The organism is Chryseobacterium sp. Y16C (assembly GCF_022488405.1).
Classification (GTDB): Bacteria; Bacteroidota; Bacteroidia; order Flavobacteriales; family Weeksellaceae; genus Chryseobacterium; species Chryseobacterium geocarposphaerae.
In genome coordinates this window covers 4,072,930-4,091,723 of the sequence record NZ_CP092711.1, presented here as the reverse complement: position 1 = coordinate 4,091,723, position 18,794 = coordinate 4,072,930, and the positions used below count along the sequence as shown (strand labels likewise).

The 18,794-nt window shown below is 34.1% G+C and carries 22 protein-coding genes; 15 read left to right on the top strand and 7 right to left on the bottom strand.

The genetic code is table 11. The features are described from left to right. Nucleotides 1–87: 87 nt before the first annotated feature. The 8 genes from MKS83_RS18575 (at nt 88) to MKS83_RS18540 (ending at nt 7,177) form a co-directional block, all read left to right on the top strand. The gene (locus MKS83_RS18575) at nt 88–378 is read left to right on the top strand and encodes an HU family DNA-binding protein (RefSeq protein WP_002984212.1); all 291 of its coding nucleotides are present in this window, start codon (nt 88–90) and stop codon (nt 376–378) included. Between the two features lie 370 nt (nt 379–748). Further along, on the top strand, nt 749–2,308 hold the full coding sequence (locus MKS83_RS18570) for a ribonuclease E/G (protein ID WP_240580845.1): 1,560 nt from the start codon (nt 749–751) through the stop codon (nt 2,306–2,308). A 100-nt stretch (nt 2,309–2,408) separates the two neighbouring features. Continuing rightward, on the top strand, nt 2,409–3,365 hold the full coding sequence (locus MKS83_RS18565; protein ID WP_240580844.1) for a tetratricopeptide repeat protein: 957 nt from the start codon (nt 2,409–2,411) through the stop codon (nt 3,363–3,365). Between the two features lies 1 nt (nt 3,366). Then, nucleotides 3,367–3,837: an OsmC family protein gene (locus MKS83_RS18560; RefSeq protein ID WP_240580843.1), complete on the top strand. Its 471-nt coding sequence runs from the start codon at nt 3,367–3,369 to the stop codon at nt 3,835–3,837. 86 nt (nt 3,838–3,923) lie between these two features. Further along, the gene (locus tag MKS83_RS18555; protein WP_100378094.1) at nt 3,924–4,550 is read left to right on the top strand and encodes an NUDIX hydrolase; all 627 of its coding nucleotides are present in this window, start codon (nt 3,924–3,926) and stop codon (nt 4,548–4,550) included. Between the two features lie 27 nt (nt 4,551–4,577). Then, nucleotides 4,578–5,384 (top strand): lysophospholipid acyltransferase family protein, encoded by an 807-nt coding sequence (locus MKS83_RS18550; RefSeq protein ID WP_100378095.1) that lies wholly within the window; start codon nt 4,578–4,580, stop codon nt 5,382–5,384. An 11-nt stretch (nt 5,385–5,395) separates the two neighbouring features. Continuing rightward, nucleotides 5,396–5,833, top strand: coding sequence for a hypothetical protein (locus MKS83_RS18545; protein ID WP_100378096.1), 438 nt, complete (start codon nt 5,396–5,398; stop codon nt 5,831–5,833). Nucleotides 5,834–5,839: 6 nt separating this feature from the next. Continuing rightward, the gene (locus tag MKS83_RS18540) at nt 5,840–7,177 is read left to right on the top strand and encodes a UDP-N-acetylmuramate--L-alanine ligase (protein WP_240580842.1); all 1,338 of its coding nucleotides are present in this window, start codon (nt 5,840–5,842) and stop codon (nt 7,175–7,177) included. Nucleotides 7,178–7,217: 40 nt separating this feature from the next. On the opposite strand, the gene MKS83_RS18535 is transcribed toward MKS83_RS18540, so the two are convergent. Further along, nucleotides 7,218–8,093 (bottom strand): aldo/keto reductase, encoded by an 876-nt coding sequence (locus MKS83_RS18535; protein WP_240580841.1) that lies wholly within the window; start codon nt 8,091–8,093, stop codon nt 7,218–7,220. Nucleotides 8,094–8,201: 108 nt separating this feature from the next. Continuing rightward, nucleotides 8,202–9,119, bottom strand: coding sequence for a LysR family transcriptional regulator (locus MKS83_RS18530; RefSeq protein WP_240580840.1), 918 nt, complete (start codon nt 9,117–9,119; stop codon nt 8,202–8,204). 227 nt (nt 9,120–9,346) lie between these two features. Between MKS83_RS18530 and MKS83_RS18525 the strand changes: the two genes are divergently transcribed. From MKS83_RS18525 to MKS83_RS18505, 5 genes are all read left to right on the top strand, one after another. Beyond that, complete coding sequence (locus MKS83_RS18525) at nt 9,347–9,961, top strand: NAD(P)H-dependent oxidoreductase (protein ID WP_240580839.1); 615 nt, start codon at nt 9,347–9,349, stop codon at nt 9,959–9,961. Between the two features lie 4 nt (nt 9,962–9,965). Next, complete coding sequence (locus MKS83_RS18520) at nt 9,966–10,850, top strand: NAD-dependent epimerase/dehydratase family protein (RefSeq protein WP_240580838.1); 885 nt, start codon at nt 9,966–9,968, stop codon at nt 10,848–10,850. 2 nt (nt 10,851–10,852) lie between these two features. Beyond that, nucleotides 10,853–11,140 carry a putative quinol monooxygenase gene (locus MKS83_RS18515; RefSeq protein WP_240580837.1) on the top strand — a complete coding sequence of 96 codons (288 nt, stop codon included), beginning with the start codon at nt 10,853–10,855 and terminating at the stop codon, nt 11,138–11,140. 158 nt (nt 11,141–11,298) lie between these two features. Next, a complete protein-coding gene (locus tag MKS83_RS18510; protein WP_240580836.1) occupies nt 11,299–12,051 on the top strand; it encodes a type 1 glutamine amidotransferase domain-containing protein in 753 nt (250 codons plus the stop codon). Nucleotides 12,052–12,229: 178 nt separating this feature from the next. Then, entirely contained in the window at nt 12,230–13,213 is a 984-nt protein-coding gene (locus MKS83_RS18505) for an aldo/keto reductase (protein WP_240580835.1), read from the top strand. A 70-nt stretch (nt 13,214–13,283) separates the two neighbouring features. Here MKS83_RS18505 and MKS83_RS18500 read toward each other — a convergent pair whose 3' ends face one another. The 3 genes from MKS83_RS18500 to MKS83_RS18490 all read right to left on the bottom strand — a co-directional run bounded on the left by MKS83_RS18500 (nt 13,284) and on the right by MKS83_RS18490 (nt 14,803). Further along, nucleotides 13,284–13,727 (bottom strand): carboxymuconolactone decarboxylase family protein, encoded by a 444-nt coding sequence (locus MKS83_RS18500; RefSeq protein ID WP_100378104.1) that lies wholly within the window; start codon nt 13,725–13,727, stop codon nt 13,284–13,286. Continuing rightward, complete coding sequence (locus MKS83_RS18495; RefSeq protein WP_240580834.1) at nt 13,724–14,167, bottom strand: DoxX family protein; 444 nt, start codon at nt 14,165–14,167, stop codon at nt 13,724–13,726. The genes MKS83_RS18500 and MKS83_RS18495 overlap by 4 nt, the downstream gene beginning before the upstream one ends. A 63-nt stretch (nt 14,168–14,230) precedes the next feature. Then, the gene (locus MKS83_RS18490) at nt 14,231–14,803 is read right to left on the bottom strand and encodes a Crp/Fnr family transcriptional regulator (protein ID WP_240580833.1); all 573 of its coding nucleotides are present in this window, start codon (nt 14,801–14,803) and stop codon (nt 14,231–14,233) included. Nucleotides 14,804–14,868: 65 nt separating this feature from the next. On the opposite strand from MKS83_RS18490, the gene MKS83_RS18485 reads away from it, so the two are divergent. Beyond that, the gene (locus MKS83_RS18485) at nt 14,869–15,234 is read left to right on the top strand and encodes a DUF1304 domain-containing protein (protein WP_100378107.1); all 366 of its coding nucleotides are present in this window, start codon (nt 14,869–14,871) and stop codon (nt 15,232–15,234) included. Nucleotides 15,235–15,245: 11 nt separating this feature from the next. Then, a complete protein-coding gene (locus tag MKS83_RS18480) occupies nt 15,246–16,163 on the top strand; it encodes a hypothetical protein (protein ID WP_240580832.1) in 918 nt (305 codons plus the stop codon). A gap of 16 nt (nt 16,164–16,179) precedes the next feature. On the opposite strand, the gene MKS83_RS18475 is transcribed toward MKS83_RS18480, so the two are convergent. Further along, on the bottom strand, nt 16,180–16,473 hold the full coding sequence (locus MKS83_RS18475) for a hypothetical protein (RefSeq protein ID WP_317224472.1): 294 nt from the start codon (nt 16,471–16,473) through the stop codon (nt 16,180–16,182). A gap of 170 nt (nt 16,474–16,643) precedes the next feature. Then, the gene (locus MKS83_RS18470) at nt 16,644–18,713 is read right to left on the bottom strand and encodes a TonB-dependent receptor plug domain-containing protein (RefSeq protein ID WP_240580831.1); all 2,070 of its coding nucleotides are present in this window, start codon (nt 18,711–18,713) and stop codon (nt 16,644–16,646) included. Between the last annotated feature and the right edge of the window lie 81 nt (nt 18,714–18,794).

Here is an 18,794-nt window from a genome sequence, read left to right as displayed (position 1 = left end):
TATCTAAAAATATTTTACCACTAATTTGCTAGTATTCAATTTTTTTAACTAAATTTGCACACCTAAAATTTAAAATTTAAAAAGGAAATGACAAAGGCAGAATTGGTAAACACCATCTCAAATAAATTGGGAACAGAAAAGAATGAAACACAGAAAGTTGTAGAAGCTTTTATGCAGGAGATTAGAACTTCTATGTACAATGGGGATAATGTTTATCTAAGAGGTTTTGGTTCTTTCATTATTAAAACAAGAGCTGCTAAAACGGGTAGAAACATTTCTAAAAATACTGCAATTGAAATCCCGGCTCATAACATTCCTGCTTTCAAACCTTCAAAATCTTTTGTTGAGAAAGTAAAAACCAAAGTTGCAGTAAAATAAAATTTAACGGAATATTAACTAGTTACTAAAAAATTAAAATTATGCCAAGCGGAAAGAAAAGAAAAAGACACAAGGTTGCAACTCACAAAAGAAAGAAAAGAAGAAGAGCAAACAGACATAAGAAAAAATAATCTCTTTTTCTTGAGATTCACAATATACATAATATAGTTGGTGTTTTTAATTTTTTAATATTCACCGACTATATTTTGTTTTGAACCCTATAGGATTTCTAAGGATTTTATCTCTGTTTTTATTTATTTTTTAAAATAGAATTTAATATTGACAACTAATTCATATATTTAAAATATTATTTTATTTAATCACAAAAACATACATCCTTAGTATATCTTAACAATTTTATCTTAACAAAATGAAGAAAGAACTAATAGTTTCGCATGAAGATGATCTTACAAAGATTGCACTGCTGGAAGACGGAAGACTATGTGAACTTCATGAGCAAGAGGACAAAAGTGATTTTATAGTTGGAGATTTATTTATAGGAAAAGTAAAAAAGTTGGCTCCTAATCTTAATGCAGCATTCGTAAACATCGGATACGAAAAAGATGCTTTTCTGCATTATCAGGATTTAGGCCCACAATACCTTACCTACAGAAAGTTTTTAAGAGACAGTATTTCTAAAAAACAAAATTCTTCAAGCTTAAAAAATTTCGACATACAACCCGAAATTGACAAAAACGGAACAGTAGACAAAGTAATCGCCAAAGATGATGTTGTTCTGCTTCAGATTACCAAAGAACCAATCTCTACAAAAGGGCCCAGAATTTCTACTCAGATTTCCTTGACAGGGCGTTTTTTGGTTCTCATTCCTTTCGATAATAAAGTTTCGATTTCCAAAAAAGTAAAAAGCTCTGAGGAAAAAGAAAGATTAAGAACCCTTATCGAAAGTATAAAGCCCGAAGGTTTCGGTGTCATCATAAGAACCGTAGCCGAGGGAAAAAAAGTAGCAGACCTGCACAACGATATGAATCAGCTGATTCAGAAATGGGAAAGCACTTTTAAAAATATTCAAAAAAATAAAGTTCCGTCAAGAGTTTTAAGCGAAGATGATAAAGCTTCAGCGATATTAAGAGACAATTTTAATCAGGATTTTGTAAGCATCATTTGTGATGACGAGCAAATGGTAAGCGAAATGAAGAATTACCTTGAGGTAATCGCTCCGGAAAGAAAAAACATTGTCCAGTTTTACGATTCTCACATTCCTCTTCTCGAATATTACAATGTTGAAAAACAACTGAAACAAAGTTTCGGAAAACATGTTAATATTCCAAGTTCTAAAGGAGCTTACCTCGTTATAGAACATACCGAAGCATTGCACGTAGTCGATGTAAACTCAGGAAATAATATTACAACAGGAGCCGCTGTGAATAAAGAACATGCCCTGAATGTAAACAAAATGGCAGCCACAGAAATTGCAAGACAGCTTCGTCTACGCGATATGGGTGGAATTATCGTGATCGATTTCATCGACATGACAAATCCTGAGCACAGAAAAGATCTGTACGAACATCTTAAGGAAGAAATGAAACGTGACAAAGCCCGTCACAAAATTCTTCCACCAAGTAAATTCGGTCTGATACAAATTACCCGACAGAGAAACCGTCCGGAAAAACAAATCGAAACCAAAGAAGAAAACCCTAACAAAGATGGAGAAATCATCGCTCCGATTGTTATTGTAGAAAGAATGGGTGAAGCTCTGAAATCCATTATGCAAAAGGAAAAAGGAAAGATTTTCCTTCACGTACATCCTTTTGTGGAAGCCTATCTTACGAAAGGCATTATGAGCATTCAGATGAAATGGTTTTTAAAATATAAAAAGAAAGTAACCATCATCCCAAGAGATTCTTTTAAATATTTAGAATACAGAATTTACAATTCGAAAAAAGAAGAATTGATCGGATATTCTAATTAATACAAAATTCAAAACCTCTAGTTTTTCTGGAGGTTTTTTTATTAAAATAATTCAACATAAAAACGATTTTAATACATTTACTATTCAATAAAAAACTAATATGAAAAATAGCTTTTTAATAGTATTATTAATGATCTCTCCGATCATTTTTGGACAGAAAAAAAATCTCAACAAAGATTTAATTCTATTTGAAAAAGCACTCGCTCTTCAAGAATTATTGACTGATCATTCATTTTTATCTGAAATTAATCAGGATACAGTCAATATAAGTACTGAAGATAAAATAAGAAGAGAATATGCTAAGGAGCTAAAGGAAAACATATTGAATAAAGTTATAGATAATTACAACGAGTTAATTCAACAGTTTCCGAAATCAAATCTAGTATTCAGATCTTTGAATAACAAAGGTATTGCGGAATTGGAAAGCGGATACCAAAATAAAGCAAAAGAAACATTTCTAAAAATAGTAAAGAGTAATGCAAATGATAAAGAAAAAGGAGGGCCTGGTTTTGGAATTATGGGTGAACCTTATGCAAATTACAAAAACAGAGCTTTAAAAAGCCTCGCTAAAATTGAGATAGGAAACAAAAATTATTCTGAAGCCTTACAATATCTTGAAGAAACAAAAAAATTTCCCTATCAACATTTCTGTGGAAATGAATTTGCTGAAGATAAAATTTATATAGCTGAATTATATGCTCAATGTTATTTAGGCCTTAACCAAACTGAAAAAGCATTTGACGTGCTACTTCCCAATATCTTTGAAAATGGATTAGCTAACAATTCAGAAATTGTAAACCTTACTTACAGTACACTTTCAAAAACTTATTCTAAAATAGATTTAAAAAATCAGTTGGAAGAATCATTCAAAAATCTAATGATAAAAAAAGAAAAAAGGAACAAATATGAATATATGAGTTACAATATCAATTTTCTTAATAGAACTATAGAACTCCCAAATTGGCAGTTAGAAGAAGCTACAACTGATCAGGAAATAAAAAATTCTACTCTGCAAATACTTAAAAATTCAAAATTTTACGCTCTTTTATCAAAATAATATGAAACACCATCACTACAAAACCACCATCGAATGGACAGGAAATAAAGGTTCCGGAACCAGTAATTATCGTGATTATGAAAGGAGTCATACCATTTCTGTAGAAAACAAACCGGTAATTGAAGGTTCTTCCGATCCTGCATTTCGTGGTGACAAGACAAAATACAATCCGGAAGAAATGCTGTTATCCTCCTTATCTTCATGTCATATGCTTTGGTATCTTCATTTCTGTTCCGAAGCAGGTATTATCGTAACAGGTTATATTGATAGTGCCATCGGAACTATGGAAGAAACGGCAAACGGAAGCGGTCACTTTACGGAAGCTATCCTGAACCCCGTCGTTACCATCACCGATGAAAAACAAATAAAAAAAGCAGAGGAACTTCATGAAAAAGCAAACCAGTTCTGTTTTATAGCCAATTCAGTAAATTTCCCTGTAAAACATATTCCAAAAGTTTTAATTAAGAAGTAAAAGTATCCATATATGATACGAATAGTTGTAGGTTAATTAATGTTAAGCCTCTTCTTTTCTTCAAGATATATTCCTAAATTTGAGGTATGAGTTTTGGAAAAGATTTATTACGAAAAATAAAAAGTGTAACCTTACCGGGAGAAAATGCTCACGGCGTATTTTCTCCGCCTTACCGCCCTGTTTTCAGTTATGAAGAAGTTTTAACCAAAAACCCTAAGTTTGCTGCAGTTAATATTGTTTTATATTTAAAAAATAATGAATGGTATTTTCCGCTTATTCAAAGGACAATTAATGAGCATGACAGGCATAGCGGGCAGATTTCTTTGCCCGGAGGAAAACGTGAAGAGATGGACCGTGATTTTTCTGAAACTGCGGTAAGAGAAACCTCAGAAGAGATAGGCATTGAAAAAAATTATGTGAGAATCATCAGAGAAATGTCTCCTATTTATATTCCGCCAAGTAATTTTTATGTGTATCCCTATATTTCATATACCAAAAAAAATCCGGATTTCATCTTGCAACAGACTGAAGCGGTAGAAGTTATAGAATTCCCTATTGTTTCTTTTTTGAACCTTCCGGATCAGCCGGAAATTATGGCTTTACCCAGCGCAGGAGGACATGAGGTTCCTGTTATTAATTTCAACGGATATATCATCTGGGGCGCTACAGCGATGATCTTAAGTGAATTCAGCCAGTTGCTGAAAAAAATGTAACTTTGCAAAACCGTGTTTAATTGAGAGATGGCGAAGAAAAACATTTTCACCGATGCATTCGGTACACCTTATTTTTTAAAAAGATTGATTATTTTTATTCTGGGATTCGTTTCCTATAGAAGATTCAATGGCTTTAACAAATTAAAAATAACTGGTACTGAACACCTTGTGGATCTTCCTGATTCAAATGTTTTGTTTGTATCCAATCATCAAACCTATTTTGCTGATGTAGCGGCAATGTATCACGCTTTCTGTGCCGTAAATAACGGATATTTAAATACTATTAAAAATCCTATTTATCTGCTTAATCCCAAAATTGACTTTTATTACGTAGCTGCTGAAGAAACCATGAATAAAGGAATTCTTCCCAAGATCTTTAAAATTGCCGGCGCGGTGACGGTAAAAAGAACCTGGAGAGCAGAAGGTAAGGACGTAAACAGAATGGTTGACATGAGTGAAATTGATAATATCATGAAAGCTCTTGACAACGGATGGGTAGCAACTTTTCCTCAGGGAACAACTTCTGCATTTGCACAGGGAAGAAAAGGTACTGCTAAACTGATAAAAAATCAGCGCCCGATTGTAATACCTATTAAAATTAACGGATTCAGACGTGCTTTTGATAAAAAAGGACTGAGAGTAAAAGTAACGGGTGTAAAACCAACCATGGAATTTAAGGCTCCTCTGGACATAGACTATGATAAGGAAAATGCACAGGAGATTTTAGTAAAAATCATGACCGCTATTGAGCAGACAGAAGATTTCAATGTGTTGCACACTTATGATCAGGAGCTTAAAGCAAAAAAACTGGAACAAAAGAATTCTACTAATTAAAACAAGTTAATATGACTAGAATAATAGCCATCATATTTGCCATGATAATTATGGTTTCCTGTAACAGTCAGAAAGTATATTCAGACTTTGATATCAGTTATTCAAAAAGCGGAGGATATGCTCCCGTTTATGAAAATCTGCTGATTAAAGGAAATAATGCACATTATTCATTTGAAGGCGAAGGCAAAAAATACAATCAGAATTTCACGCTTGCTGACGAAGATTTAAAAAAGCTGGACAATATCCTTTCTCAAAATAATTTCAGAAGAATACAGGAAGATCATAAAAAAATTTATGATGGTATAGCAACTTCCATCAACATAAAGAAAGGACCTAATGAAGGAAGCAAAACAGATGCTAGTTCTATTATGCCCAATTTCAAGACCAACTGGACAAATATCACAGCCGCTTTTCAGGAGATCATTAACAACAATGTAAAAAAACAGTAAATACAATTGAAAACCCACTTCATAGCAATTGGAGGAAGCGCGATGCACAATCTTGCCATTGCATTAAAAGATAAAGGATATCAGGTAACAGGTTCGGATGATGCTATTTTTGAGCCTTCCAAATCAAGATTGGAGAAAAAAGGAATCTTACCCGCTGAAATGGGTTGGTTTCCCGAAAAGATCACTTCCGATATTGATGCTGTAATTCTCGGAATGCATGCGCACCAGGATAATCCTGAACTGGCAAAAGCAAAAGAACTGGGCTTAAAAATTTATTCATATCCTGAATTTCTTTACGAGCAGTCAAAAGATAAAACGAGAGTCGTTATTGCAGGTTCGCATGGGAAAACAACCATTACTTCCATGATTCTTCATGTTTTAAACTTTCATCAGAAAGAGGTGGATTTCATGGTAGGAGCCCAGCTGGAAGGTTTCGATTGTATGGTAAAACTAACTCAGGATAACGATTTCATGGTATTGGAAGGTGATGAATATCTTTCCTCTCCTATCGATCTTCGTTCGAAATTCCTGCTTTATCAGCCAAACATCGCTTTAATGAGCGGAATTGCATGGGATCACATTAATGTATTCAAAACGTTTGATGATTATATAAAGCAGTTCAGAAAATTCGTGGCAAGCATTACGCCAGGAGGGATTTTAGTGTATAATGAAGAAGATCCTGAAGTGGTAAAAGTAGTGGAAAATGCTGAAAATTATTTCAGAAAAATCCCTTACAAGACTCCGGAATACGAGATTAACAACGGGAAAGTTTATCTGAAAACTGAAATGGGAGATGTTCCTCTTTCTGTTTTCGGAGCGCATAATTTACTGAACCTTGAAGGAGCAAGACATATCTGCCAGACTTTAGGGATTATGGATGAAGATTTTTACGAAGCGATTATGAGCTTTAAAGGAGCTTCAAAACGTCTGGAGAAGGTAGAAAGAGAAGATAAAGGAACGCTTTATAAAGATTTTGCCCATGCTCCAAGTAAAGTAAAAGCCGCTGTAAAAGCTTTCTGCGAACAATTTAAAAATGAGAAAAAATATGGTTTCCTTGAGCTTCATACCTACTCAAGTCTGAATCCTTTATTTTTAGAGCAATATGATCACGCGATGGATGGTTTGGATATTGCGGTCGTTTTCTATTCCGAAGACGCTTTGAAGATCAAAAGAATGGAACCTATTTCTCCTGAGTTAATTAAAGAAAAATTCAAAAACGAAAATCTGAAAGTTTTCACCAACGCTGAAGAACTTCACGCTTATTGGGAAACACTCGACAAAACTCAGGGCGTTTACCTGATGATGAGCTCGGGTAACTTCGGAGGACTCGATTTAACGAAATAAAAAAAAATCCTTTCATTGTTTGATGAAAGGATTTTTTTATTTAAATATCCGCTACAGCATTCAGCATTTTCTTTTCCCAGGCAGGATCTTTCGGATCAAAGAACAGTCTTTTTCCGGTATCTAAAGAACGGACTATATTCATTTCATCTTCCGTCAGTTCAAAATCAAAAACATTGAAATTTTCCTCAATTCTTGAAGGCGTTACAGATTTTGGAATTACGCAGAAGCCTTCCTGCAGATGCCATCTCAAAATCACCTGCGCCACTGTTTTACCATATTTTTCAGCAATAACTTTCAGCTCTGAATTATCCAATAGTCCAGCATTTCCATTTCCAAGCGGGCTCCAAGGCTGTGTAACAATATTATTTTCTCTGTCGTACACCTGAAGTTCTTTTTGCTGGAAAAGAGGATGTAGCTCAATCTGGTTAATTACGGGAAGAACCGTAGAATTGGCTTTTAATTCCTCCATTTTTTCAACAGGAAAATTACAAACTCCGATCGCTTTTATTTTCCCTTCATGATACAGCTCTTCCATTGCTTTCCAGGCTCCGGTAAAATCTCCATACGGCCAGTGAATAAGATAGAGATCCAAATACTCTAGCTGTAATCTGTCTAAAGTTCTCTGAAAAGCGCCTTTCGCCTTATCATAAGCGATATCCTGAACCCAAAGTTTTGAGGTTATAAAAAGTTCCTCTCTGTTTATTCCGCTGTTTTTAATCGCATTTCCAACTGCTGTTTCATTCAGATAAATAGAAGCGGTATCAATCATTCTGTATCCCACTTCAATAGCCTTGATCACAGCATTTTCACATTCTTTCAAATCTTCCATCTGCCAAACTCCAAAGCCTAAAGCCGGAATATCTACTCCATTATTTAATGCAATTACAGGTTGTCCTGTATATATTTTTTGTGCCATAATTTTTGGTTTATTTTTTCAATTAGAGTTAAACAAATTTGCGACAAAAATTCAAAACTTCCACCTACCAATTTTACTTTAATACTACTTACTGCGTTAAAATAAATTTTAAACAGCAACAGCTTCATCCTTACTCATCATTTTTCTGAATAAGCCTTTAATATGATCAATTTCATCCTGATAATTGGTTTTCTTTCTGCATCCGAAGTACAGCGTATTTTCCAGTTTTTTTTCACCTTCCCAAATTAGTTTTATCTCCTCGTTCTCAATTTCATTTTTACATAAAAAATTAGGGACAACAGCTAATCCTGTCCCGCCTTTCAAACACCGAATGATGGAGTTTAAATTCGGAACAATATAATTGGGACGGAAATTCGGTTTGTGTCCAAAATTCAGGATCCAGAACTGGAAAAGATGTTCCATATCTCCGGTGGTTCCATACCATTTTTCCTGTTTCAGCCATTCTTCAATGTGTTCCGGACCTTTGGTTCTCACTACTTCATTGAAATTTTCCGTATCTATATTTTTTCCGCCTACCAAAATAATTTGTTCAGAAGAGAATGCTTCATGCACAATATTAGGAGAAGTTCCTCTTTTAGGAGTTATAATTAAATCCAAAATCCCTTTATCCAATTGCTCCAGCATTTCAGGATATTCACCAAAACTGATGATTAAATTAAAAGGCAGTGTAGAAACATATTGCTCCAAAGTTGTCTGAAACGTCTCAAAACACATTCCTACACTTATCGTTGGCGTATGTTTCTCAGTAGATTTCTGGAAGTTCTTTTCAACATCTTCCAGTTTTGTTAAAGGCTCAGAGATCGCATTGAATAAAACCTTTCCTCTCTCCGTAGGAATCATTTTCCTTCCGGTTCTGTCAAATAGTTTATATCCCACATAAGATTCCAGAGAGCTTAAATGTAAACTTACACCCGGTTGCGAAATAAACAGGGAATCTGCAGCTCCCGTCAAAGTTCCGGTTTTATAAATCGCTTTAAAAGTTCGGTACCATTCTAAATTAACCATGACTTTATATATTAATATTCTGATACAAAACTACGAAATAATCAGATTAATAATATTTAATTCGATTGAACGTATCAATTATACATCTCTTTAGACAGAAATTATTAAACGATAATTAATTAAATCAAACTATCATTTTTATAATACTTAACTATAATTCATATTATTTTTATTATACAATAGTCCATCCTAACTTTGCATCATAAAATTTAAACAATCATAAAACAATGAAAAAAGTATTAATCATCAACGGTGGACAAAACTTCGGACATTCCGGAGGAAAATATAATCAGACAATCGCAGAAAATACATTGGAGGTTCTGAAAAACTTTGGAAATGTAGAAGTAAAAATCACGAACGTGAGTGAGGGTTACGATAAAAATGAAGAGGTAGAAAAATTTGTTTGGGCGGATTACATTATTTACCATACTCCAATCTGGTGGTTTCAGTTACCTAACGGTTTGAAAAAATATATTGATGAAGTCTTCACAGCAGGTCATGCTAAAGGAATTTATATGAGTGACGGAAGAACGGCCGATAACCCGAAAATCAACTACGGAACAGGCGGAATGCTGAAAGGAAGAAAATATATGCTGACAACAAGCTGGAATGCTCCTGAAACAGCATTCACACTGCCCGGAGAATTCTTTAACGAGACAAGTGTGGATAATGGACCATTATTTGGATTCCACAGAATGAACGCTTTTGTTTCATTGGAAAAAATGGAGAGTTTTCACTTTCATGATGTAGAAAAGAATGCAAACATCGAACGTGATATGAAACTGTACAGAGAACATCTTGAAAATGTTTTTCAAAAAGAGCTGAAAACCCAGTTGGCATAATCTGATGAAAAGGATATTAATTACAGGAATTACCGGATATATCGGTGGAACTGTAGCTAAAAAATTACTGGATAAAAACTATCAGGTAATTGGGTTGATCCGCAACAACACTCACACTAAAGAGCTGGAAGCAGCCGGGATTGAAACGATTGTAGGAAATATTCATGATGAAAGCATTCTTCGAAATGCTATTTCCAAAGCGGATGCTATTATTCATAATGCCGATTCTGCAGATGATGCTTATGTTGCCGACAGTATTGTAAATGCTCTTGAAGGAAGTGGAAAAACATTTATCTTTACTTCAGGATCGGCTGTTTTCGGAGGAAAGGAAAATGGAGAAAAGAACGATTTTGTATTTACTGAAGACATTCCTTTACAGCCAAGACTGGAAATGGCTTCCAGAGTACTGATCAATCAACATATTCTTCAGGCTGCCAAAAAGAATATAAGAAGCATCGTTATTGTTCCTACCATGGTATACGGAGAAGGTTTAGGGATAAAAAAAGACAGCATACAGCTTCCTGCTTTGATTAATTTTTCTAAAGAAAAAGGATTTGGAGTTTATTTTGGAAAAGGAGAAAATATTTGGTCAAACATTCATATTGAAGATCTTGCCGATTTGTATGTACTTGCACTGGAAAAAGCAAAAGCAGGATCACTATATTATGCTGAAAATGGTTCCTCAACGATAAAAAACTTAGCCGAAAAAATAAGTGAGCATTATAAGCTTCAGGCTGCAGAATCAGTAACCGTTCAGGAAGCAGTTAATACATTTGGTCCTGCAGGTGGCTATTTCGGATTTGCATCCAACAGCTTATGCAATGCCGATAAAGCGAGAACGGAACTGAATTGGAAACCACAACATCATTCAATTGAAAACTTTATTTAAATATGAAAATCTATCTTACAGCAATTATTAAAGCAAAAGAAGAATATAGAGAAGAAGTTTTGGAAGTTCTTCAAAATATGGTAAAAAAAACCGTGAAAGAAGAAGCTAACGAGCTTTATACACTTCATCAGGGAATTGAAGATAAAAATCACTTTATTTTCTACGAGATCTGGAAAAATAAAGAAGGTTTAGCACAGCACAATCAACAACCTTATATTCAAGCTTTCGGAGCTTTGATTGATGAAAAACTGCAGGAAAAACCACAGATTTATTTAACCGAAATTATTTAATCATTAAAGATAAATGTAAACCATTAAGGAAATTTAGGCATTAAGATTCGTTAAATAAAAACTGTAGATTTTAATATCTATTTTTTAAGCAGAACTAAATCTTAGTACTCTACTTAAAAGAAACTAATGGTTAAATTTAAGAGATCAAATCAGCATTTATGAAAAAATTAGCATTACTTATCCTTTCTATTTTTATGATAGGATTCATTCAGGCACAAACCAAAAAATCTAAAAATATGAAAAAGAAAATTTTATTTGTCGTTACCAGTCATGACAAAAAAGGCGATACAGGCCAGGAAACAGGATACTATCTTGGTGAGGTTTCTCATCCTTGGGAAGTTCTTCACAAAGCAGGATACGAAATCGATTTTGTAAGCCCCAAAGGCGGAACTCCTCCTGTTGACGGATTTGATCTGAAAGATCCCGTAAACAAAGAATTCTGGGAAAATAAAGAATATAAAAATAAAATCGATCATTCTTTACAGCCTTCTCAGGTAAATCCGAATGACTACTCTACCATCTTTTATGCAGGAGGACATGGTGCGATGTGGGATTTTGCAGACAACACGGAACTTGCTGCCATTGCCTCAAAAATTTATGAAAACGGAGGAATTGTAGCCGGAGTTTGTCATGGGCCTGCCGGTTTGGTCAATATCAAACTGAATAACGGCAAATATTTAGTGGATGGTAAAAAAATCAATGCTTTTACTAATGAAGAAGAGTCTGAAGTAAAATTAACCAATGTTGTTCCTTTCCTTTTAGAAGATAAATTAAAAGAAAGAGGGGCAAAATTTGAAAAATCTGGTCTTTGGCAGAATCATGTTGTGACTGATCAACGAGTAATTACAGGACAGAATCCTCAGTCTGCAAAAAGTGTTGGCGAAGAAATTTTAAAAGAATTAAAAAAATAATCATTAAAGTTTTTAACTAAATCGCCTGATTTTTAGTCATCATCTGTCGTTTTGAACGGAGCAAAGCGAAGTGAAGAATCTATAATAAACAGTCTAGATTATTCCTTCGTCAGAATGACAGAAAATATCTTTCAAGCATTTAAAATTAAAAACCATTATAATACAATTAAGAAAAGAAATGGAATATAGAAAACTAGGAAACACTGATCTGGAACTTTCAGTGATTACTCACGGAGCGTTTGCTATCGGTGGAAATATGTGGGGAGGAAATGAGAAACAAGATTCTATAGATTCAATCCACGCTTCATTGGATCACGGAGTCACTTCAATTGATACCGCACCTTTTTACGGTTTCGGATTAAGTGAAGAAATGATCAGAGAAGCAATCAAAGGAAAAGACCGTTCGAAAATTCAGTTATTGACAAAATTCGGATTGGTTTGGGATGGAAGCAACAACGGAAAAGGAGAGTTTTTCTTCGATGCGGAAGAAGACGGTAAAAAAATTCCTGTATATAAATTCGCTTCTAAAGAAAATATCATCAAAGAAGTTGAAGAAAGCTTAAAAAGACTGGGAACCGACTATATCGATCTTTTACAGTTACACTGGCCGGATTCTACCACACCAATCAGCGAAACGATGGAAGCCTTAGAAATACTGATTCAGCAAGGAAAGATCAGAACTGCAGGAGTAAGCAATTATTCTGTTGACCAGATGGAAGAGGCTAATAAAACGTTGAAATTAGCCAGCAATCAGGTTTCTTACAGTATGCTGAATCGTACTATTGAAAACGATCTGGTTCCGTATTCTTTGGAAAACAATTCAGGAATTATTGTATACAGCCCGATGGAAAGAGGCCTTTTAACAGGAAAATATTTCAAAGAAAACCAACTGAAAGAAAACGACCACAGAAACGGATATTTCTCTCAATTTGATTTACAAAAAGTGAAAAGTTTCTTAGACAAAATCGAACCGATTGCCCAGGAAAAAGGAGCTACCCTTTCTCAGTTGGTTTTGAGATGGACAGCTTTACAACCTTCAATCACCGTGGTTTTAGCAGGAGCAAGAAATGCTCAGCAAGCCATTGAAAATGCAAAGACAATGTCTTTTGATTTATCTCGGGAAGAATTGAATTTTATAAATAATGCTTTAAAAGAAATTTAATTACAATAAAAAACGCTTCTCAAAATTGAGGAGCGTTTTTTGTAAATAACTTAATTTTAAACAATTGATTCTATTTTGCAATCGGCATATGTGTACTTATTGCAATTCTGTTCCATGAATTAATCGTGATAATTGCCATAATGATTTGTGCGATCTGATTTTCATCAAAAAGCTGCTTTGCTTTATAATACGTTTCCTCTGTCAATCCTTTTTGGCTGATCAATGTAATTTCTTCGGTCATTGCCAAAAGCACCTGCTCTTCTTCTGTATACAATTCTAATGCTTCTCTCCATGCATTTAAAAGATAAATTCTCTGAGGCGTTTCCCCATATTTTATGGCATCTTTTGTATGCATATCCAGACAAAAAGCACATCCGTTGATTTGTGAAGCTCTGATTTTAATTAATTCTTTTTGAATGTGGTTTAATGAAATAGTCTGAAGATATCCTTCCAATCCCATCATTGCTTTGTAAGCGGCAGCATCTACGGTTGCCATATTAATTCTTGCACTCATAATGATTTATATTTGTTTGTTAAATTGTCTATTGTAAATGAATATCTCTCCTGAACTGCTAATAAAAATGAGGCCGCACTTCCTATCCAGACCGAGTAATCCAAAGGCGCTTTTACACCTAAAGCGATGGTCATGGAGATAGCAAAAATCAGTAACAGAAAACCTGCTCCATACGCTGCTAATTTTGTTTTAAATCCAAGAACCAGCAGTAACGGAAAAAGAATTTCTAAAAAGGTTGCAGCATAGGCAGAAACAGTTCCTAAACTTGTGGGAAGAAAATAGGTAAGCTGTTGGGTGTACTTTTCAAAGTTTTCCCAGTTTCCCCAGGAAGAGTTTTTACCCCAAAAACCTAACCTGTCAGCTACAGCAGAAAGCATCGTTACTGCTATGGCTACTCTTAAGAATAACTGTGGAAATTGAATCTCTCTTTTGCCTGTCATTATAATTGTTTTTACGAACAGGACAAAGTTGCGACTTCTGAATGATAAAAATCTTAAACTGGTTTAAGAACGTAATTTTGCTCTGATTTCACTTAAATATTCCGGAGTAAAACCTAAAAATGAAGCTATCAAATACTGAGGAATTCTTTGAATAAACCATGGATATTGCGTACTGAAGTGTACATACAATTCTTCCCGGGTCATTTCATATAAATAACGGATCCGTCTTTCCGAAGATGCATAAGCCCGCTGATAAACCATTCTGAAATACCTTTCCATGATGGGATGTTTTTTCAGTAATGCTTCCTGATTCTGAAGATCAATCATTAAAATTGTAGAGCGTTCTACCGCCTGAATACAAAAATCCGACTTCATCTGTCGTTCATAGGCAAAAGTATCGGTAATCCACCAGTTTTCAATCGCAAATTCAGTCGTCTGCTCTATTCCTTTTTCATTGACGAAAAATTTTCGGAGACAGCCTTTAACCACAAAGTACATCGACTTGCAAACTTCCCCACTCAACATCAGATCATGCTTTTTCTTCACTTCCAGCTCCTGAAAGAATGAAAGAACCGAAGTAAATTCTTCATCACTCATGGTAATGAATTTATCTAAATGTTGTTTAAAAGTCTCCATTATTCAAATTGTATGACCAAACTTAACTTTATTTTTTTAGTTTTACAATGACAAAACAGTAAATCATGGAAATCGTAGCCAAAATTCTAATTGCAGTAGTAGCCATTGAGCATCTTTACATTCTATGGATGGAAATGTTTGCATGGGAAACCAAAGGAAAAGAAGTCTTTAAAAAAGCTTTACCTGCCGAAATGTTTAAACCCACAAAAGGTTTAGCGGCTAACCAAGGTCTGTATAATGGCTTTTTAGCAGCGGGACTGATCTGGTCTTTTTTCATTGATGATCCTAAATGGCAAACCAATATTGCTTTATTTTTCTTAGGATGCGTTGCCGTAGCCGGAATTTACGGTGCTGTTTCTGCTACAAAGAAGATCTTTTTTGTTCAGGCGTTACCAGCGATTTTGGCGATTGTAGCAGTTTTACTAAAATAGTTAGCTACATTATGAAAACCCGTCTTCTAACTATTCTAATTGTACTAATTTCAAATTTCTCTTTTACCCAAACAAAGGAGGAAATAATAGCAAGAATAATAAAAGTTAATTCTTTAGATGGTTGGGATGGAATATTAAATCCTGATTTAGATAAAAATGGTTTAAGTGACAATAACAATTATTATAATTTCGAAAAATTAAAGAAAATAGTTTCTACCGATGAACTTTTAGACTTAACCAAACACAAAAATCAAGTTCTAAGATTATATGCTATCAATGAATTGATTAGTGAAAACAATAAGTATATTAACATTCAAAAAGAAATTTTAGATGCCATCGCTAATAAGAAAATAGTTCAAACACATTCAGGTTGTATAGTAGATAAAGAGTTAACATATTCTATCATTTATCACAAATATTGGAATCTTGTAAGAGCAAGAGCCTCTGAGAATCCAAATGAATCCGATAAAGAAGAAACTGAATTGATTGGACGTAAAACCTTAAATGAGGACAACCTTTTAAGAAACATCAATTCAGAAATTTTAAAATTAGATGAAGATCTATTTTGGCTTATTTATGATCGGGCATTTGAAATAGAAAAGTATGATGAAACTTTGAAAAAAAATATCATTCATCTTCTTTTTAAATATAATAACAGCTACGCATTCAAATATTTAAAAAAAAATTATCCTGATGACTTTAATAATATCTATACAGAATATTTTACTAAACATTTCTCCAAAGCTGAATTCGATAAGGTAAACGAGACTTTTTACCTTTTTGATTTGGCACAATATGCATTTGAAAATAATAATGATGATATGAAAACAAGAATATTGCAAAAATTAAGAACAACTAAAGGCTGGGAAAAAGAGCTTAGCGGAACTTTTGAGCATCAAATTTTCAATAAATATCATATTAAACTATAAAAAGCTCATAGCACAATTAAAATTTTAAAACTTTCTCAAGTTTGAGTTTCATTTCTTCCGGTTTAAACTTCCCTTCATGATATTCAATCAAATTCCGATCTTTATCTAATATAATCCACAATGGATACACAGGTTGGTTTTTATTTTTTGACAACGCTAAAGCCAATTCATGAATTCCAGAATTTCCATTCGGTAAATAGCTAAATTCTTTTCCTTGGAAATTGATCTTTTCCTTCATTTTTTCCGGATCAAAACTGATCAGGTAAAAATTTTCATTGATCAACTTAACTAAATCTTTATTTTTATTCAATTGAAAAGATTCTATTTTACAAACCGAACACCAACTTGTGTACATATGGATAATAACCGGTTTTGGCTTTTCCTTTTGCAGAATTTCCAAATCCGAAAAAGTACCTGTCTTCATCTGCGAAAGATAAAAACAGGGCACTAACATTAAAAATAAAAATATTGCTGAAAGTCTCATTTCAAAGTATATTTTATCCCCAAGAATCCTCTTATCTTCTGCATCGGCGCGTAACCGTAAGTCGTATCAAACGTATAATGATAAGGATTACTGATTGGGTCATCCACATTTTTATCAAACGGGTCAAACGGTCGCATCAAAGGATCTTTCGGTGTAAAATTGAATAGGTTTTTGATCCCGCAATACACCTCAAATCCAGATTTGAAACTTTTCGAAACCTGAATATTCGCCAGAGAATAAAACGAGGAATATTCAGCTCGGTAATCATTCGGTAAAACTGGCAGTCGCATCGGTCCGTAGAACTGCCCTGTAAAATCTACGGTTAAATTATTTCTGAATTTGTAACTTAAATTATAGGTACCACTCCATTTTGGGGCATGAAGTTGTTGTGATTTTTCATTTTCGCCATCAAATTTCTGATAAACATCCAGGTATGTCACTCCTAAATTGATACTCAATGGAAAACTAAAGTTATAATCTACATTCAGAGAAGCTCCTCTGGAAACTCCATAACCGTGAAGATTATCGTAAATGATTTTCTCAGGATCGGTATCAAAATCACCAACAATCTTATTACTGAAATAGGTATAAAAAGCCGAAGCATCCAGATTGATCAACTTGTCTCCGACAGGAATTTTCCAGACATAATTTAAATTTCCGTTGATTGATCTTTCAGGTTTTAAATCTGATTTAATCACCACTTCACGCGAACCAGTCAATGCTGCATGATCTTCTGTAAACAAATTTACCACACGGAAACCCGTTCCAAAGTTGAACCTCAATGTATGGTAAGGATTGGGAGAAAACTTCCATGCAAAACGGGGTGAATGGACAGCATGATGGATTTTATCATAATCAAATCTATATCCTAATAATAAGGTATTCTTCTCATTAATTTCCAACTGATCCTGAATAAAAGCTCCAAAAATTGGTGATTTCATCGGCTCGTTTGTCAAGCCATCTGACGAAAGTGTTCCCGGAGTGTTGTCATCATAGTAGGTTTTCTTGAAAGTTGTGCCTACAATCAAATCGTGTTTTCCCAATTTTTTATCCCAATAGGTTTGAGCAAAAGCTACTTTCTGTGTTGCTACAAAAGGATTATTTCCATAAAAAGAATTCTGATCATGAAAATTGTAGGAAAACTGGGTAATAATATTTTCCTTCAAAGGCCATTGATAAACCCCAAAAGCTTCTACTCTATTCGTATAAATACTTTCTCCGTAGACCTCATCACTTCCACGATACGATTTATTCCACTGCATTTCTCCGCCAAAACGGTCTTCATATAAATATCTTAATGCAAAACTTGCCAGTCGGTTTTCTTTTCGTTGAAAATTCCATTTATTAAAGATTGAAATTCTGTTCTGTAATGCTGCATCTGTGAAATTATCTTTATTGGAATCAAATCTTTTTTCGTAATTGAAATAATTTAAACTTAATAAGGAAGCAACATTTTTTCCCAAACTAAATTTCGTGGAGAGATCAAGGTTATTTTCACTCCAGGTTGTTGTCATTAGATCAACACTGAATTTCGGAGCGGTCAAAGCATTTTTAGTAATGATATTAATAACTCCTCCCATCGCTTCAGAACCATAAATGGATGAAGCCGGACCTTTTACGACTTCAATTCTATCGACAAGACTATTGGGAATGCCACTCAGTCCGTAAACGGTTGAAAGCGAACTTACAATCGGCATTCCGTCGATCAAAATCATCGTATAAGGACCTTCCAATCCGTTGATGTGAATATCTCCCGTATTACAAACTGAACAATTCAACTGAGGTTTTACTCCATTGACCATAGAAATGGCTTCAAAAATACTTGGTGTAGGGTTTTTCTGGAAAAATTTCTGCGAATAGATTTCTACAGCAACCGGACTTTTAGATTTACTGATCGGTTTTATTGTTCCGGTGATTACCACATCATCGATATCTTTAGTCTTGATTTTTCGATCTGAAATTTTAACTGAATCTGCTTTTCCTGATAGCTTTACATTCAAACTGTCAGCTTCTTGTGAAAAACAATAGCCTGAAAAAAAGAGGACAGAAAATAATATTTGCTTCATGAAATTGAAATTGTTAGACAAAACTAACAATTATTTTTCAATCACAAAACTCTCTTCAAAAAATAATATTAAATTGAATTC

Bases quoted from the DNA above. Each gene is read 5' to 3' on its own strand.
- MKS83_RS18575 (WP_002984212.1), top strand. From the start codon at position 88: ATGACAAAGGCAGAATTGGTAAACACCATCTCAAATAAATTGGGAACA.
- MKS83_RS18570 (WP_240580845.1), top strand. From the start codon at position 749: ATGAAGAAAGAACTAATAGTTTCGCATGAAGATGATCTTACAAAGATT.
- MKS83_RS18565 (WP_240580844.1), top strand. From the start codon at position 2,409: ATGAAAAATAGCTTTTTAATAGTATTATTAATGATCTCTCCGATCATT.
- MKS83_RS18560 (WP_240580843.1), top strand. From the start codon at position 3,367: ATGAAACACCATCACTACAAAACCACCATCGAATGGACAGGAAATAAA.
- MKS83_RS18555 (WP_100378094.1), top strand. From the start codon at position 3,924: ATGAGTTTTGGAAAAGATTTATTACGAAAAATAAAAAGTGTAACCTTA.
- MKS83_RS18550 (WP_100378095.1), top strand. From the start codon at position 4,578: ATGGCGAAGAAAAACATTTTCACCGATGCATTCGGTACACCTTATTTT.
- MKS83_RS18545 (WP_100378096.1), top strand. From the start codon at position 5,396: ATGACTAGAATAATAGCCATCATATTTGCCATGATAATTATGGTTTCC.
- MKS83_RS18535 (WP_240580841.1), bottom strand. From the start codon at position 8,093: ATGGCACAAAAAATATATACAGGACAACCTGTAATTGCATTAAATAAT.
- MKS83_RS18530 (WP_240580840.1), bottom strand. From the start codon at position 9,119: ATGGTTAATTTAGAATGGTACCGAACTTTTAAAGCGATTTATAAAACC.
- MKS83_RS18525 (WP_240580839.1), top strand. From the start codon at position 9,347: ATGAAAAAAGTATTAATCATCAACGGTGGACAAAACTTCGGACATTCC.
- MKS83_RS18520 (WP_240580838.1), top strand. From the start codon at position 9,966: ATGAAAAGGATATTAATTACAGGAATTACCGGATATATCGGTGGAACT.
- MKS83_RS18515 (WP_240580837.1), top strand. From the start codon at position 10,853: ATGAAAATCTATCTTACAGCAATTATTAAAGCAAAAGAAGAATATAGA.
- MKS83_RS18510 (WP_240580836.1), top strand. From the start codon at position 11,299: ATGAAAAAATTAGCATTACTTATCCTTTCTATTTTTATGATAGGATTC.
- MKS83_RS18505 (WP_240580835.1), top strand. From the start codon at position 12,230: ATGGAATATAGAAAACTAGGAAACACTGATCTGGAACTTTCAGTGATT.
- MKS83_RS18500 (WP_100378104.1), bottom strand. From the start codon at position 13,727: ATGAGTGCAAGAATTAATATGGCAACCGTAGATGCTGCCGCTTACAAA.
- MKS83_RS18495 (WP_240580834.1), bottom strand. From the start codon at position 14,167: ATGACAGGCAAAAGAGAGATTCAATTTCCACAGTTATTCTTAAGAGTA.
- MKS83_RS18490 (WP_240580833.1), bottom strand. From the start codon at position 14,803: ATGGAGACTTTTAAACAACATTTAGATAAATTCATTACCATGAGTGAT.
- MKS83_RS18485 (WP_100378107.1), top strand. From the start codon at position 14,869: ATGGAAATCGTAGCCAAAATTCTAATTGCAGTAGTAGCCATTGAGCAT.
- MKS83_RS18480 (WP_240580832.1), top strand. From the start codon at position 15,246: ATGAAAACCCGTCTTCTAACTATTCTAATTGTACTAATTTCAAATTTC.
- MKS83_RS18470 (WP_240580831.1), bottom strand. From the start codon at position 18,713: ATGAAGCAAATATTATTTTCTGTCCTCTTTTTTTCAGGCTATTGTTTT.